The sequence below is a fragment of the Burkholderia lata genome (assembly GCF_902499335.1).
Lineage (GTDB): Bacteria > Pseudomonadota > Gammaproteobacteria > Burkholderiales > Burkholderiaceae > Burkholderia > Burkholderia lata_B.
In genome coordinates this window covers 419865-435864 of sequence record NZ_CABVQK010000006.1, presented here as the reverse complement: position 1 = coordinate 435864, position 16000 = coordinate 419865, and the positions used below count along the sequence as shown (strand labels likewise).

The following is a 16000-nucleotide window of genomic DNA, read 5'->3' as shown; positions in this document are numbered from 1 at the left end:
GCGTCACCCGCCGGTGCCCGACCGGCCGTGACGCGGCGGGCAGCCGGCGGACGCACCATCCGGCCGGCCACTGTCCACATCGGGCATGTCGTTTGCTGATCCCACCACACTCGCCCGGCACGCTCGACGGCAGGCCGGAGGGTCGACCAGCGGCATGACGCCGTGCGACCAGAGCCGGCGCGAAGCAAGGATGCAATGAGGACCCTGACCCGTGAGCTGTTACGGCAGGGTGCATGGATCGTGCTGGCCGTCGGGCTGGCGTCCGCGCTGCAGGCGTGGGCGGTTCGCATCGTCGGCGAGCACGCGCCATTTGCGCCGCTGCCTTTCTATGCAGGCGTTGCGGCTGCCGCATGGCTGACGTCGTTCGGCGGCGGTCTCGTTGCTGCCGCCTTGAGCGTGGCCGTCATCGGTGCGCTCTGGTGGCGCGATGCGCCGCTGGCCACGCTGCTCGCGCAGGCCGGCGCATTCGTCGCGATCGGCTTCGTCGAGTGCGTGATCGTGATGGCCGTGAAGCCGCTGCTCGCGAACGATCGTCTGCGCGAAACCGATGACGACGGCGATGATGCCGTTCGCCCGGCGCATCGCGAGCCGGCACCTGACCCACATCTGCCTGACCGAGACGACGTCCTGCTGCGCCGTGTGGTCGACGCTTCGCCCGATGCGATCGTCGGTGTCGACACCGCACGCCGGATCACGAGCTGGAACCCGGCCGCGCGACGGATCTTCGGCATCGACGCGGCGCAGGCCGCCGGCTGCGACGTCGCCGCGATGATCGCGCCGCGCTGGTTGCGGCGGCATCCGTTGCCGGCGTCGTTCGCGGAGCTGCGCGCGCCCGTCGGTCCGCTCGACGTGCTGTGCGTGCGGCGCGATGGCAGCCGTTTTCGTGCGACCTTCGCCGCGTCGCCGATCGTCGATGCGCAGGGCAACTGCACAGGCCTGTCGATGACGCTGCGCGACGCGCACGAACGGCGCCGCGGCGAGCGGCGCAACATGCGCTCGCTGCGCGGCGCGCGCGACGCACGTGCCCAGGCGGACACGTCGAACCGGCTGAAGGACGAGCTGCTGGCCACGGTGTCGCACGAACTGCGCACGCCGCTGAACGTGATCTACGGCTGGGTCGAGGTGCTGCGCAACGCGGACGGTCAGGGGCTCGCCCAACAGGCGGTCGACGCGATCGATCGCAGCGCGCGGTCGCTGTCGCACATGGTCGCCGACCTGCTCGACGCATCGGCGCTTGCGACGGGCCGGTTGCGTCTCGAACGGGTGCCGGTCGATCTCGTGCGGGTCGTGCGCGATGCCACGCGTGAACTCGAAGCGACGGCGCAGGCGCACGGGCTCGAACTGTCGACCGCGTACGAGATGCCGACCTGCGTGATTCCTGCGGACCGCGAGCGCGTGCGCCAGGTCCTGTCGAACCTGTTGTCGAATGCGATCAAGTTCACGCCACCGGGCGGCCGCATCGTCGTGTCGCTGGCCCGTGCGGGCGAGCGCGTGCGGCTGTCGGTCGCCGATACCGGGCAGGGCATTGCGCCGGAATACCTGCCGCACCTGTTCGAGACGTTCAGCCGGCCCGAACGCGCATTCACGTCGCCGAAGCGCGGCCTTGGGCTCGGCCTGTCGATCGTGCGAAACATCGCGCAACTGCATGGCGGCGATGTCGTCGCGACGAGCGCCGGCACCGGACGCGGGATGACCGTCACGGTCACGCTGCCGGCTGGCTGGGACGTCGACGATCCAGCCGAGAGCCTGCTGCACGCGGCGGGCGCGGCCGACACGGTGGCGCTCGACGGCCAGCGCGTGCTCGTCGTCGACGACGACGTGACATCGCGCGCGAGCCTCGCCGCGGCACTCAAAACGATGGGCGCGCAGGTGTCGACCGCGCAATCGGGGCACGACGCGCTCGACGTGCTGGAACGGCAGGCGCCGAGCGTCGTGCTGTCGGATCTCGCGATGCCGGACGGCGACGGCTTCTGGCTGCTCGATCGCATCCGCCATTTGCCGGGCGGCAGTGCGCATCTGCCCGTCGTCGCAGTCACGGCACACGCCGGCAACGCCGACCGGCACCGTGTGATGGCCGCGGGCTTCGACGCGTATCTACGCAAGCCGGTGGACATGCCGACGCTGGCGAGCGTGATCGCCGACGTCGCGCCGGACGCTGCGCACGATCGGAAACCACGCGGCCGGTAGGCGCCGGCGCGGCTGCTCGCCCGGTCATCCACGAGGCAAGGAGACGCGACGGATGCGATGGAATGCACAACAGCACGAGCGGCAGGCACGCTTGCCTGATGCGCATGCCGTCGGTCGTGTCGACCGCGATCCGCGGCGTGCACTACAGGCTGCAGATCCGCCGCAAGTAGCGTGATGCACGGGCAGGCACCGGCCCGTTCCGTCGCGACACACGGAGGTCCGGATGAAAACGAACCGAACCCGCCGGCCGGCGGCAATCGTGCTCGCCGCGACCGTCGGCGCATTCGCCGCCGCGCTCCCGCATTCACAGGCGGCACCCGCTTCGTCAGCGCAGGTCGCGCCGGGCGTCATCCGCCCCGGCACGACCGCCGACGAGGCCGGCATGACGCAGCGGCCGACCGGTATCGATGTCGAGTTCGTCGACAAGGCCGGCATGATCAGCAAGGTGGAGCGGCAGGCCAGTCAGCTCGCGCTCGACCGCTCGTCGAACCCGAATGTGACGGTGTTCGCGCGCCGGATGGTCGACGATCACGGACGGATCGCCGGCGAATTGCGCCAGCTCGGCGCGGCGAAGGGCGTACCGGTCCAGTCGCGGATGCTCGTCGATCCGGCCGTGACCGCGTTGCGAACCAAAGAAGGCCATGCGTTCGACACGGCCTATGTCGAGGTGGCCGGCCCGCGCGCGCACGAAGCGGCGATCCGGCTTTACGAAGCCGAGGCGCGGAACGGCCGCGATCCGCAGCTTCGCGCGTTCGCGGCCAACGCGTTGCCGATGCTGAACGCGCATCTGGCCGCCGCCCGGCAACTCGCGCAGACGGTGGCGGCCGCGCACTGAGTGAGCGGGGCTCACGTGACGGAGAAATTTGCCAGCCCGCTTGTACATCTTCCATGGCGGCAGCGGCGAACGGGCGGGGCAGGACGTCAGTGGCCGATGCCCGTCATCGCGACGATCGCGAGCACCACCGCGCTTTCGATTGCAGCCAGCGCGGCGACGCCGGCGGCGCCGCTGATTTCATGCCATCTGCGTTCAAGGCGTTTCATCAGATCAACTCCGGATTGCTCCGGCGCGCCGCTGCGCCGCCGCGCTGCGCGAGCCGGTTGCCGCCGTCAGCCGTGATCGCGGGGCGGGGAAGGGACGTGCGGCGAGCGGCGTTCGTGCTCGCCGGACGGCTTGGCAGGATCGATACGGGTCGCGCCGCCAACGGCGGGCGGGTCGCTGGCCGGAAACGTCTCCTCGAGTCCCTCGTCGATGCGCTCCTCCGTCTTGTCTTTCGACGGCGGGCGCGACGTGGCGAGCCAGAGCAGTCCGGCAGCCGGTGACACGGCGTCGTGGCGGCCGGTGGCGTGAACGGTCATGGTCGAACCTCCTTGGTCATGGATGTGGGCGCAAGCGCCATGCCTGCGCGCTCGCGACGGCGCGACGCTTGCACGTCGGCGAAACCGCACGGGGCGCGGCTCGGCATCGCGCGCCGTCGGCGTGGACGAGAGGACATCGTGATGAATGCTTCCAGAGAAAGGATACGTTACGACGCGAACCTATGCGGCGGCGATTTCTCCCATATGCGCGAGCGTTTCGACACGTGGAAGCGCGAATCACGCGGCTATCGGCCCGAGCGGCGCCTGTTCGACGGCAAGGACGACGTACGCGAACTGAACGACACCGTCTACGACGGCCCCGAGCGCGCAGCAGGCGCTCGTCGCGGAATGCGCGCCGTCCGACCGGTTCGCGCTCGCGGTACGGCTGGCCGCGGAGGGGCGCACGATGTGGCTGGGGATGGCCGCCTACGACGACTGAGCACACGGCAGCGTCCGACCAGAGTCGACAACACGGCGGCCCGGCGGCGGGCACGCCGCTTGCGCACGGTTGCAGCGCCATCGAGATGCGCGCGCCGTCGCGCAGGAGACACATGAAGACGCCATTCACGCTGCACCGCCCCGAGCCGACGACACCCGACGTCGACCCGGATCCGACGCCACCCGGGCACGACGGTCCCGTCGATCCGCCCGTACCCGACGGGCTGCCGCACGGCGACCCGCCGTCGCACCCGCAGCCGATCCGGATGCCGGCAGGAAGCGGTGCACACAACCGTCCGCGCGAACACTGAAAAGGAGGACCTTCATGGACATTCACGTGCAATCGCCCGACAAGCGCGCGATCGCTCAGGTGCTGGGCCGCTATTTCGAATCGCGCTCGTTGCGCTATCACATCGAGGAATTGCCGGGCGGCGTGCTGCAGATCGGCTTTCGCGCGAGCGGCCGCCCGGTTGCCGTCACCGTGTCGTTCGACGATGCCGCGTACGACACCTATACGCACTGGGACGCGAGCCAGAAGCAGCTCGCGCTCGGACGGCTCGCCGACGGCTTCTCGCGGATGATGTCGACGCGCAGCCCGGCCGCACTGGCCGGCGACTATCACGTCGAGCGATTCTGATTCCACCACGCTTCACCGGTCGATGCCGGCGTACGGCAAAGTGCCCGCGCGCAGCGGGCGCTTTGCGTCCGAGCACGCGTCGCGTAGGATGTCCGTTAATTCAGCGCATGCTACGTTCGCGCCGCAGGCTGCCAGCCGCTGCAGCCGAAGAAGCGCAATGCGCTTTCCTTCGGGTTCGTTTCGCGCAACCGACGGGGACTGCCTTTATGACTGCTGCTCGCCCTTTGCTGTCACCCGGCGCACGCCGGTTCGTTTCCGGTGTGTCGGCCTGCGCTGCGCTCGCCACGGCCGGCGCCCGCGACGCAGCGGCCCAGACGCCTTCGCCGCTCGGCGAGTGGCAATACTCGGCGGGTGTGCCGCTCGAAAAACTGTACGAGCCGAACGTCTCCACCTGGGATATCAGCATGGGCGCCGCGATGACGCTGCAGCCGCGCTATGCGGGCTCCGATCGCTATCGCGTGATGGGCGGCCCGACTATCGATATCCGCTATCGCGACCTGTTCTTCCTGTCGACGGGCGAAGGGCTCGGCGCGAACGTGCTGCGCGGGCCGAACTGGCGCGTGAGCCTGTCCGTCGGTTACGACCTCGGGCGCCGCTCGGCCGACGATATCCAGCACCTGAACGGCCTCGACAACATCAACGCGGCCCCGGTGATGAAACTGGCGGCCGATTACGTGATCTCGAAGGAGTTTCCGCTCGTCCTGCGCGCGGACATCCGGCGCAGCCTCGGCGGCTCGAACGGCTGGGTCGGCGATTTCTCCGCGTACATGCCGCTGCCGGGCAGCAACGAGCATTTCTTCTGGTTCGCGGGGCCGACCGTGTCGTTCGCCGATTCGCGCTACATGAACAGCTGGTTCGGCGTGAGCCAGGGCGCCGCCGCGCGCTCGGGGCTGCCGGCGTATTCGTCGGGGGCCGGGCTCAAGTCGTTCGGCGCGGGCGTAACGATGGCCTGGTTCTTGAACAAGCACTGGTTCGTCACGATCGACGGTGCGATCGAGCAGCTCGTCGGCCGCGCCGCGCGCAGCCCGATCACGCAGCAGTCGACCAACGGCGTATTCGACATGTCGGTGAATTACCAGTTCTGACCGCCGCCGGACAGCCGATGACCGATGGGGCGTGCGGCATCCGCCGCCACATTTGATATGATTTCGACCTGTACAAATGTACAGTGATCGATCACCGTGACGCCTGCTTCGCCGACGCCCCCGGCGTTTTACTACCTGACCAATTTCGAACGCGCGCTAGCCTGGCTCGGCGCGCGTTACGACGACCTGTTCGACGCGCACGAGCACGCGTTCGTCCGGCAGTTCGCCACGCTGCCGCAGGCGTCGCGCGCGCTGCTCGTGCGGATGCTGATGCGCAACGGGTCCGACTTCCGCGCCAGCAAGCTCGTGTACGACGAAATCGGCTGCGCGCTCGACGCGGCCGCGCCGCTCGTCGAACTCGGCTGGGTCGATCCGGCGCCCGCGCTGACGCTCGACGAACTGTTCGCACTGTCGACCAAGGCCGATCTGCTGCGCATGTTTCCGGCACTCGCCGCGCATACGGGCGAGCGCAAGCCCGAATGGCTCGAACGGCTGCGTCCCGCGCACGACGTCGCGCAACCGCTCGACGCGTGGTGCGCGCAGGCCGGCGACTGCGTGCTGCGCGTGACGGTCGGCGCGCTGTGCGACCGGCTGCGCCTGATGTTTTTCGGCAATCTCCATCAAGACTGGAGCGAGTTCGTGCTCGCCGATCTCGGCGTGTTCCAGTACGAAAGCGTGCCGATCGCACCATCGTCGCGCGCGTTCCAGCAGCGCGGCGACGTTGATGCCTATCTCGCGCTGCAGATGTGCCGCGATGCGCTCGACGCATGGCCCGACGATCTGCCGTTCGACGACCTGATGCGCGCGATCGACGCGGTCGGCTGCGCGCAGCCATGGCTCGCGACGCGTCGTGCGAAGCTGCTGTTCGCGCTCGGGCAGACCTGCGAGCGCCGCGCCGACTGGGCCGCCGCGCTCGACGCGTATGCGCGCAGCGCATGGCCCGGCAGCCGCCACCGGCGCATCCGCGTGCTCGAACGCTGCGGGCGCGACGACGATGCGCTCGTGCTGGCGCTCGATGCGCGCGGCGGCTTCGAGAGCGACGAGGAGCGCCAGCGTGTCGAGCGCATGCTGCCGCGCCTGCAGCGCCGGCTCGGTCAGCGCGTCGAACGTGCGGCCGCAGCGGCGGACGTGCCGCGCGAAACGCTCGTGATCGCGCGCCCCGATGCATTCGTCAGTGTCGAATTCGCGGTGCGCGACCATCTCGCGCAACCGGCTTCACCAGTCCATTACGTCGAAAACACGCTGATCAATTCGCTGTTCGGGCTGCTGTGCTGGGAGCCCGTGTTTGCCGCAGTGCCCGGTGCGTTCTTCCACCCGTTCCAGCGCGGCCCGGCCGATCTGCACGCGCCCGATTTCGTCGCGCGCCGTGCGGACGCGTTCGCCGCGTGCTTCGCGCAACTCGATTCGGGTGCGTATCGCGACACGATCCGCCGGCATTTCGCGACGAAGGCGGGGCTGCAATCGCCGTTCGTGTTCTGGGGCGTACTGAGTGACGAACTGCTCGACGAGGCGCTCGCGTGCCTGCCGCCCGAGCACTTGCGGCTGTGGTTCACGCGCCTGCTCGCGGATATCCGCCGCAACCGGTCGGGGCTGCCCGATCTCGTCCGCTTCTGGCCCGGCGAGCGCCGCTACGAACTCATCGAGGTGAAAGGCCCCGGCGACCGCCTGCAGGACAACCAGACACGCTGGCTCGCGTACTGCGTCGCGCACGGCATTCCGGTGCGCGTGATCGACGTCGAGTGGGCCGGCGAGGGCATCGCACACGCCGAAGCGGCGGGACTGTCCGCATGAGCTACGTCGTCGCGGTGCGGGCGATGTGCGAGTTCACCGCGCGGCGCGGCGATCTCGACCTGCGCTTCACGCCCGCGCCCACCGCGCTCGAAGGCATCGCCGGCCATGGTGCGGTCACGTCGAATCGCGGCGCACGCTACGAAACCGAGATCGCGCTGACGGGCACGTGGGGCATGCTCACCGTGCGCGGCCGCGCGGACGGCTACGATCCGGTCGCGAACCGCCTCGAGGAGATCAAGACCTATCGCGGCAGCCTCGATGCGATGCCGGCCAACCATCGCGCACTGCACTGGGCGCAGGCGAAGGTCTACGCGCACCTGATGTGCGATGCGCGCGGCCTCCAGGACATCGACGTCGCCCTCGTCTATTTCGACATCGTGTCGGAGCGCGAGACGGTGCTGACGCAAACGCTGGCAGCGGCCGAGCTCGCGACGTTCTTCGCCGAGCAGTGCGCGTGCTTCGTCGGCTGGGCCGAGCGCGAGACGGCCCATCGCGCGGCGCGCGATGCGGCACTGCGCGCGCTGGCGTTTCCGCACGGGCAGTTCCGTAGCGGCCAGCGCGAACTGGCGGTGGCCGTCTATCGCGCGGCACGCGACGAGCGTTGCCTGATGGCGCAAGCGCCGACCGGCATCGGCAAGACGCTCGGCACCGTGTTTCCGCTGCTGAAAGCCTGCGGCGAGGGCGAACTCGACCATGTGTTCTTCCTGACCGCGAAAACGCCCGGCCGCGCGCTCGCGCTCGAAGCGGCGACGACGCTCGGTGCCGGCACACCCGCGCTGCCGCTGCGCGTGCTGGAACTCGTCGCGCGCGACAAGGCGTGCGAGCATCCGGACAGCGCATGCCACGGCGAATCGTGCCCGCTCGCGAAAGGTTTCTACGACCGGCTGCCGGCCGCACGCGATGCGGCGATCGAGACAGGGCTGCTCGATCGAGACACGGTGCGCACGGCCGCGCTCGCGCACGACGTGTGCCCGTACTACCTGTCGCAAGAGCTCGTGCGCTGGTCCGACATGCTGATCGGCGACTACAACTACTACTACGACGGCAGCGCGATGCTGCACACGCTCGCGCAGCAGAACCAGTGGCGCGTCGGCGTGCTCGTCGACGAAGCGCACAACCTGCTCGATCGCGCGCGCAAGATGTACAGCGCGTCGCTCGATCCGTTCGCGTTCGCGGCTGCGCGCGAGGCCGCGCCCGCGGCGCTGCGCAAGGCTTTCGACCGGCTCGCCCGCGCATGGGGCACGGTCAATCGCGCGCAGGCCGAGCGCTATGCCGCGTATCCCGAGATACCGGGCCCGATCGTGTCGGCGGTACAAAATCTCGTCGCTGCGATCGGCGAACATCTGGCTGACGCGCCGCGCGCGAACGGCGACGCGCTGCTGCGCTTTCATTTCGAGGCGATCCAGTTCGGCGTGCTTGCCGACGCCTTCGACAGCGCGTCGATCTTCGACGCGACGCTGCATGGCGAACCGATGCCGCGCCAGCCGGCGCTCGACGGCGTTGGGTCGGCCGGCCGCCGGCGCCGCGTCCAGTCGACGCTCTGCGTGCGCAACGTGATTCCGGCCGGCTTTCTCGCGCCGCGCTACGAAGCCGCGTGCGCGACCGTGCTGTTCTCGGGCACGCTGAGCCCGTTTCACTTCTACCGCGACACCCTCGGGTTGCCTGGCGACACCGGTTGGCTCGACGTCGACGGGCCGTTCCGGGCCGAGCAACTGACGGTGCGCGTCGCGAGCCACGTGTCGACGCGCTGGCGCGACCGCGACCGTTCGCTCGAACCGATCGTCGACCTGATCGCCGCGCAATACGCGACGCGGCCAGGCAACTATCTCGGCTTCCTGAGCAGCTTCGACTACCTGGGGCGCGTGGTCGCGCTGATGCAGACACGGCATCCGGATGTGCCCGTCTGGGCGCAGGCGCCCGGCATGGCCGAAAGCGAGCGCGACGCGTTTCTCGCGCGCTTCGACGCGGGCGGGCGCGGCGTCGGTTTCGCGGTGCTGGGCGGGGCGTTCTCGGAAGGCGTGGACCTGGTCGGCGAGCGGCTGATCGGCGCGTTCATCGCGACGCTCGGGCTGCCGCAAGTCAACGACGTCAACGAGCAGATGCGGCGCGCGATGGACGCGCGCTTCGGCAACGGCTACGACTACATGTACCTGTACCCGGGCTTGCAGAAGGTCGTGCAGGCGGCCGGGCGCGTGATCCGCACCGAGCACGACGAAGGTGTCGTGCACCTGATCGACGACCGTTACCGGCGGCGGGAGGTGCGCGATCTGCTGCCGCGCTGGTGGCGGATCGGGTAAGGCAAGGGCCGCCTGACCGTCGTGTACGCGAACCTGCCGGTGCCCGTTGCCGCGCAACGTCCGCGTGATCGATCGCGTGCGTTTCCGCCCGAGCCGCTTCGTGGATCAAAAAGTTCGAAGCGGTCGCATGGCGTTAGATCTGATGCGGCTCGAAATCACGCGTAAAGGATTGCCTCGTAAAGGCATCGACGTAGTCCATCATCGTATCGGCCGCGAGTCCGGCTTCCCGCTCGTCGCCGTCGGCGATCGCGCGTGAGACACGGGCGTGCTGCTGGCTGACCTTCAGCAGATCGTTCAGGTGCGTGTGATGGATGAAATAGAAACGCCGGGACAGCGCATGCAACGGCGCGACGGCCTCCGCCGCGAACCGGTTGCGCGCGAGCTGCGCCGTGAGCCGATTGGCGACATACAAGCTTCGCAGGTACGCGAGCACGTCGCGTGACTCGCCGGCCACCTCGAGCTTCGCGGCGACTTCCCGCATCTGGCTCCGCTCGTCAGGCAGCGCACGCCGTGCCGCGCGCTGGGCAATGAGGCGCTCCAGTTCGCGGCGTGTTTCGAGCACCAGCAACTGATCATGGATATTGGGTACCGTGATCATGATGCCGTGACGCGGCACGATCTCCAGCAGGTGCGCCGCGGCCAATCGTTGCGCCGCTTCGCGAACCGGTGTGCGCCCGGTATTCAACTTCTCCGCTAGCGACACCTCCGACCATACGCTGCCGGGCGCCAGCTTCAGTGTCACGATGAGTTCTTCCAGTTGCTGATGGGCCTGATCGGCAAGCGATCCGTTGGTCTGTTCGGTCTGGTACATGGGTCGTCGGCTCAAAAATGTCACTAACATATTAGCGCGACTCGCGCCGCACATCCAACCCCTGCATGCCGGCCAGCCTGCGTAGTTGCACGGGTATACCCGCTTTGACGATCGAGTTTCTGATTAATATTCTACTAACATATCAACGATATCCGAATGATATGTGACTTGGCGTAGGAATCGAATCGTAAGGAAACCGTATGAAACCGAGAGTCGATTACCGGTGGATCATTGCCACCGTGCTGTTCTTGGCTTACAGCATCCAGTTCCTGGATCGCGTGAAAACCAATCTGCTCAACCCGCTGATTGCGGCCGACATCGGGATGAGCGCTGCCGATATCGGTACCGGCACATTCCTGATGCTCATCTTCTACGGGCCTTCGCAATACGTGTCCGGTGTGCTGACCGACAAGTACGGTGCGAAGAAGATGCTGATCTTCTCGGTGATCTCGTGGTCGTTGATGACCGCGTGGATGGGTTTCCTGCACAGCCGGAACGAGTACTTCATCCGGATGGCGCTGTTCGGGATACTGGTCGGCACGGAGTACGTTCCGTCGGCCCGCGTGCTGATGCGGTGGTTCAACAAGGAAGGGCGGGCGCGGGCGCAGGCACTGCTGTCGTGGGCGTGGATCCTGACGCCGGCATGGGCCAGCATCTTCGCGACGCAACTGGCCGCGCACACGGGTAGCTGGCGTCTGGTGTTCTTCATCTCCGGCGCGCTTGGCGTGATCCCGCTGGCCCTGATCGCGTATTTCGTCTACGACCGTCCCGAACACTATCCCCGCATCACCCGCGCAGAGCTCGAATACAGCTACAAGGACGAGATCGAGGCGGGCGTTCTGGACGGCAAGAACTTCACCGACGTGCAACGCCGGATCCTGACGGTCAAGCATTTTTCGTTCCTCGACCTGTTCAAGCATCCTGCCTATATCGCGGTCGTCGTGGTCGACGTCGTGATGCAGGTGACCTATTGGGGCGCATCGATCTGGATTCCGCTTTATCTCGCGGACAAGTTCGGTTTCAAGATCCAGACGATGGGCTTGTGGGCCGGCCTCTATTTCGTGGCGGGCGCGATCGGCAGCTTCGTGTCTTCCTACCTGTCGGACAAGGTGTTTCGCGGCAACCGCCGCGTCATGATCGCGACCTGCTTCGCGGGGCTGATCCCGTTCCTGCTGGTGATCGCGACACTGCGAGACGGCAACCAGCAACTCCTCGCGTTAGCGCTCTGCGGGATGGGCTTTTTCGCAAATATGGCGTGGGGGCCGTTCCTTACCGTGCCGGCCGAAATCTTCACCCCGGAGGTGTACGGCAAGGCCATGGGATTCGTGAATGGCGTCGGCTACGTCGTCGCGGCCTTCAGCGCGAAGATTTTCGCGAGCCTCATCGTCACCACTTCGGCGGGCAAGGACTATTCGAACGGCTGGATCTTCCTTGCCGGGTGTGTCCTCGTCGGCATCCTGGCTTCCTGGTTCATTCGTATCGAGCGAAACGACTCGGCGCGCACTTCAGCCAATGAACCGGCTACGACCTGAGCACATTCGGAGGGTATTTCATGTTACTGAACGAGCATCAAGAAGCGGTCAACATCCTGACCATCGATCGCCCGAGGCGTCGTAACGCGCTGGGCACCGAACTGATCTACGGCTTGAAAACCGCATTGCGCGACGCCGAGGCGAACGACGACGTCCGCGCGATCGTCCTCACCGGTACCGAACCGGGCTTTTGCGCCGGGAGCGACCTCAAGGAACTCGGCAACATGAGCATGGCCGAGATGCGCGAGCACGAAGCAGTGACGGCCGCGCTGGCGCGGAGCATCTCGATGCTTCGCAAGCCGGTTCTGTGCGCCGTGTCGGGCTTTGCGCTGGGCGGCGGGGTGGCGCTTGCCGCGGCATGCGATCTCGTCGTGACGACCGCGACGTGCCGATGGCACATGCCAGAAGTGAAGATCGGGTGGATTCCGCCGTGGGGCCTGGAATTCCTGCTGGGCCGATGCACGCCGGCAACCGCGCGGCGCCTCGCGTGGGGCGTCGAAGTCATCGACGGCGCCGAGGCGCAGCGCCTTGGCCTCGCCGATTACGTGACACAGGATGCGAACGCGCTGCCGATGGCGCTGGAAATCGCGAACACGCTCGCGAGCTATCCGTTGCCCGCCGTCGTCGCCACCAAACGCTATTTCCGCGACAGCTTCGCCGCCCACGGCGAGATTCGCGATGCGGAAGCCAATCTGTTGTTCGCCGAGAACTGCGAACATCCGGTCGCGAAGGCGACCCTCAATGCCTTCGGAGTCAAAGCATGACCAAGATTTGCTCAGCGCAGGAAGCCGTTTCGAAGATTCCCGATGGCTGCGAGGTGGCGAGTGTCGGCGTGATCGGATGGATTACGCCGGATCGCATCCTGCGGGCCATTCGTGAGCGCCACGATCAGGTCGGTTCACCCGCGAACCTCTCGTTTTATTTTCCCTGCGGCACCGGCGACTCGATGGGGATCAAGGGCATGGACTGGGTCGCCAAGCCGGGGCTGATGAAACGCATCGTATCGGGCTCGTACGTCAATCCGGTCGATCCGCGCACCGGCAAACGGCCGGAACTGATGCGGCTGATTCGCGAGAATGCGATCGAAGCCTATAGCTGGCCCATTGGCGCGAGCATGCACTGGCTGCGCGAGGTTGCGCGGCGAGGGCCCGGCTACCTCACGCGGATCGGGTTGGGAACCTATGTCGATCCGCGCCAGCATGGCGGCAAGCTGACCGGGCGCAGCGAGGAGGATCTCATCAGGCTCGTCGAGTTCAACGGCGAAGAGTTCCTGTTTTACCCGACGCGCAAACTCGATGTCGGCATCATTCGCGCATCCAGCGCGGACGAGTTCGGCAACCTGTCGTTCGAAAGCGAGGCGCTCATGTCGTCGTCGCTCGCGATCGCGCTTGCCGTCAAGGCATGCGGCGGCCGCGTGATTGCGCAGGTCCAGCGCATCACCGAACGGCGTACGCGCGCCGTCCAGGACGTCAAGATTCCCGGGGTGCTGGTCGATCATGTCGTGGTCGACGCCGAGCAACTGATGGTGACGGATACGCCGTTCGACGCAGCCTATCTGGGCGGCCAGCCGCCAGCCTTCAACGACCTCGCGCCGCTGCCGCTGTCGATCGACAAGATTGTCGCGCGACGCGCCGCCCGCGAAGTGCCTCGCGAGACGGTCAGCATCTTCGGATTCGGCGCATCGTCCGATGCTCCGCTGACGATGTGGGAGGACGGCCTGTTCGAAGGCGACCGGATCAACGACTACTGGATGACGACCGAGCATGGCACCTTCGGCGGCCTCGTGATGAGCGGCTGGCAGTTTTCCGCGAACCTGTATCCCGAGGCGTTGCTCGACGGCCTGAACCAGTTCGATTTCATCAATGGCGGGAACTGCCGGTTCGCGGCACTCGCGTTTGCGCAATTCGATGCCGCGGGCAACGTCAACGTCAGCCGTTTCGGTGCGTTCAACCCCGGTGCGGGCGGATTCATCGACATCGCGTACAACGCACGGGACCTGATCTTCACCGGCACCTTTACGACGGCCGGGCTCGAGGCCGAGATTGGGGCCGGCGGCCTCAGCATCGCGCGTGAAGGGCGGGTCAGGAAATTCGTGTCCCAGGCGGAGCAGATCACCTATCCGGTGATGAAGAACGTCAGGGAGCGCGGGCAGACGGCCAAACTCATCACCGAGCGCGCGGTGTTCGAAGTGGAACCGGACGGTCTCGTTCTTACCGAGGTGGCAAAGGGGATCGACGTGCAGCGGGATGTGCTCGAGCAGATGGAGTTCCGCCCGAAACGGATCGCCGAGAAGCTCAAGCTGATGGAAGCCGAGCTGTTTGCGAATTGACGATGGCGCTTGCGGCCACGATTCGCGACGGCCGCGGGCGCCCAACGAGGAGATCATTCGATGGCGATCCAATACGCGGTTCATTGCTCGGACGAGCGCCCCGCACAGGTCCTGCATGCCGATGTCCTGGTGGCGGGCGGCGGGGCAACCGGCCTGGCTGCCGCCGTCACGGCCGCTCGCCAGGGGTGCAAGGTGATTCTGGTCGAACGGTACGGCTTTTGCGGCGGCGGCGCGGTCGCCGGATTGTCCGGCACGATCTGCGGCCTGTACGAGGCGAGCGATGGCGACGCGCCGCCGCGGCAGCTGGTGCATGGCTTCGTCGACGAGTTCATTGCACAGATGGAGCGTCGTGACGGGCTGAGCGCGCCGCTCAAGTACGGCAAGACCTATACGCGCGTTCACGAGCCGCTGGCCTGGCGTGAGAGCGCCGATGCCTTGCTCGCCGAAGCAGGCGTGACGACGATCTATCACGCGATCGTCACGGAGGTCCTGATGGAGGGCGACCGTGTCGCGGGCGCTCAGCTGTACACGAAGCAGGGCAAGGTACAGGTCAGGGCCAAGGTCACGATCGATGCGACCGGCGACGCGGATCTGGTTGCGATGACCGGATTGCCGACCTTCATGGGTGACAACGGGCACGTGCAGAATCCGACGATGATCTTCCGGTTGATGGGCGTCGACGTCGAGCGATTCGTGTCGGCCTATGGACGCGACACGATCATGCCCGCCGAGGTGATGGCGCATATCGCGCACGCGAATACCGCTGGCTACCGGCTCCCGCGCACCAAGATATGGCTGTTTCCGACCACGCGGCCGGGCGAATTGCTGTGCAACTGTACGCGTGTCACGGGGAGCGATGGCCGCGAACTGAATGCGGTGCTCTATCGCGATTTCTCGGATGCCGAAGTCGAAGGGCGTATCCAGGCGCGCGAGTACGCACGGTTTTTCCGCGAATACCTCGCCGGTTGCGAGGCGAGCTGGGTGAACGACACGGCCGTCCAGGTGGGTGTCCGGCAGACCCGGCAGGCGCAAGGCGTCGCGACGCTGCGCAATGCGGATATTCTCGGCGGCGCGAAATTCGCCGACGGCATTGCGCGGTCGCCATGGCCGATCGAGCTGCATTCCGGAAACCGGCCGCGCGTCGAATGGTTGCTCAACGATTTCTACGAAGTGCCGTTTGGCTGCTTCGTCCCTGCCTCCGGCGAATCGCTGCTGTTTGCCGGGCGCTGCCTGTCTGCCGAGCACGAAGCCGTCGCGTCGGCCCGTGTCACCGCGCAATGCTTTTCCTACGGTCATGCGGTAGGGCATGCGGCGGCGCTTTCCGTCAACGAGCATCTTGAAACGAGACGGATCGCCGGGCAGGACATTCGCCTGTTGCTCAATCGCGATGGCGCGGATCTCGATTGAAGGTTGGTTGAAAGTCGTCTGGTTCGAGCGGGAGGATCGATGCCACGAGCCGGGGGCGAGGTTCGGCGCGCGGCTCGTTCTGCGGGGCAGCGCGCTGATGTGCTCGTGCTGCGTCGGATCATGCGCAGCG

Annotated in this window: 13 protein-coding genes and 1 pseudogene; 12 read left to right on the top strand and 2 right to left on the bottom strand. The window is 66.9% G+C overall.

Going from position 1 to position 16000, the window contains the following annotated elements; all coding sequences use genetic code 11:
- Positions 1-195: 195 nt before the first annotated feature.
- Both BCO18175_RS17645 and BCO18175_RS17640 read left to right on the top strand, forming a co-directional pair.
- Positions 196-2187, top strand: a complete 1992-nt coding sequence (locus BCO18175_RS17645) for a hybrid sensor histidine kinase/response regulator (RefSeq protein WP_174982826.1) — start codon at positions 196-198, stop codon at positions 2185-2187.
- A gap of 223 nt (positions 2188-2410) precedes the next feature.
- Positions 2411-3022, top strand: coding sequence for a DUF4142 domain-containing protein (locus tag BCO18175_RS17640; RefSeq protein ID WP_174982824.1), 612 nt, complete (start codon positions 2411-2413; stop codon positions 3020-3022).
- A gap of 272 nt (positions 3023-3294) precedes the next feature.
- Here the strand turns inward: BCO18175_RS17640 and BCO18175_RS17635 are convergent, their stop codons facing one another.
- Positions 3295-3543 (bottom strand): hypothetical protein, encoded by a 249-nt coding sequence (locus BCO18175_RS17635; RefSeq protein WP_174982822.1) that lies wholly within the window; start codon positions 3541-3543, stop codon positions 3295-3297.
- Positions 3544-3684: 141 nt separating this feature from the next.
- On the opposite strand from BCO18175_RS17635, the pseudogene BCO18175_RS40625 reads away from it, so the two are divergent.
- From BCO18175_RS40625 to BCO18175_RS17610, 6 genes and pseudogenes are all read left to right on the top strand, one after another.
- Positions 3685-3982: pseudogene (locus tag BCO18175_RS40625) on the top strand (hypothetical protein).
- Between the two features lie 112 nt (positions 3983-4094).
- The gene (locus BCO18175_RS17630; protein ID WP_174982820.1) at positions 4095-4292 is read left to right on the top strand and encodes a hypothetical protein; all 198 of its coding nucleotides are present in this window, start codon (positions 4095-4097) and stop codon (positions 4290-4292) included.
- Positions 4293-4306: 14 nt separating this feature from the next.
- Positions 4307-4618, top strand: coding sequence for a hypothetical protein (locus tag BCO18175_RS17625; protein WP_041492268.1), 312 nt, complete (start codon positions 4307-4309; stop codon positions 4616-4618).
- Positions 4619-4824: 206 nt separating this feature from the next.
- Complete coding sequence (locus BCO18175_RS17620) at positions 4825-5703, top strand: MipA/OmpV family protein (RefSeq protein ID WP_174982819.1); 879 nt, start codon at positions 4825-4827, stop codon at positions 5701-5703.
- A gap of 96 nt (positions 5704-5799) precedes the next feature.
- Positions 5800-7494, top strand: a complete 1695-nt coding sequence (locus BCO18175_RS17615; RefSeq protein ID WP_174982817.1) for a VRR-NUC domain-containing protein — start codon at positions 5800-5802, stop codon at positions 7492-7494.
- On the top strand, positions 7491-9791 hold the full coding sequence (locus tag BCO18175_RS17610; RefSeq protein ID WP_174982815.1) for an ATP-dependent DNA helicase: 2301 nt from the start codon (positions 7491-7493) through the stop codon (positions 9789-9791). Before BCO18175_RS17615 ends, BCO18175_RS17610 begins: the two co-directional genes overlap by 4 nt.
- Positions 9792-9924: 133 nt before the next feature.
- On the opposite strand, the gene BCO18175_RS17605 is transcribed toward BCO18175_RS17610, so the two are convergent.
- Positions 9925-10602 carry a GntR family transcriptional regulator gene (locus BCO18175_RS17605; protein WP_174982813.1) on the bottom strand — a complete coding sequence of 226 codons (678 nt, stop codon included), beginning with the start codon at positions 10600-10602 and terminating at the stop codon, positions 9925-9927.
- A gap of 200 nt (positions 10603-10802) precedes the next feature.
- Between BCO18175_RS17605 and BCO18175_RS17600 the strand changes: the two genes are divergently transcribed.
- From BCO18175_RS17600 to BCO18175_RS17585, 4 genes are read left to right on the top strand one after another with little or no spacing between them, the layout of a single operon-like run.
- Positions 10803-12134 (top strand): MFS transporter, encoded by a 1332-nt coding sequence (locus BCO18175_RS17600; RefSeq protein ID WP_174982810.1) that lies wholly within the window; start codon positions 10803-10805, stop codon positions 12132-12134.
- Positions 12135-12154: 20 nt separating this feature from the next.
- Positions 12155-12898 (top strand): enoyl-CoA hydratase/isomerase family protein, encoded by a 744-nt coding sequence (locus BCO18175_RS17595; protein WP_174982808.1) that lies wholly within the window; start codon positions 12155-12157, stop codon positions 12896-12898.
- A complete protein-coding gene (locus BCO18175_RS17590; protein ID WP_174982806.1) occupies positions 12895-14463 on the top strand; it encodes an acyl CoA:acetate/3-ketoacid CoA transferase in 1569 nt (522 codons plus the stop codon). The genes BCO18175_RS17595 and BCO18175_RS17590 overlap by 4 nt, the downstream gene beginning before the upstream one ends.
- A gap of 60 nt (positions 14464-14523) precedes the next feature.
- A complete protein-coding gene (locus BCO18175_RS17585; protein ID WP_174982804.1) occupies positions 14524-15870 on the top strand; it encodes an FAD-dependent oxidoreductase in 1347 nt (448 codons plus the stop codon).
- The last annotated feature ends 130 nt before the right edge of the window (positions 15871-16000 follow it).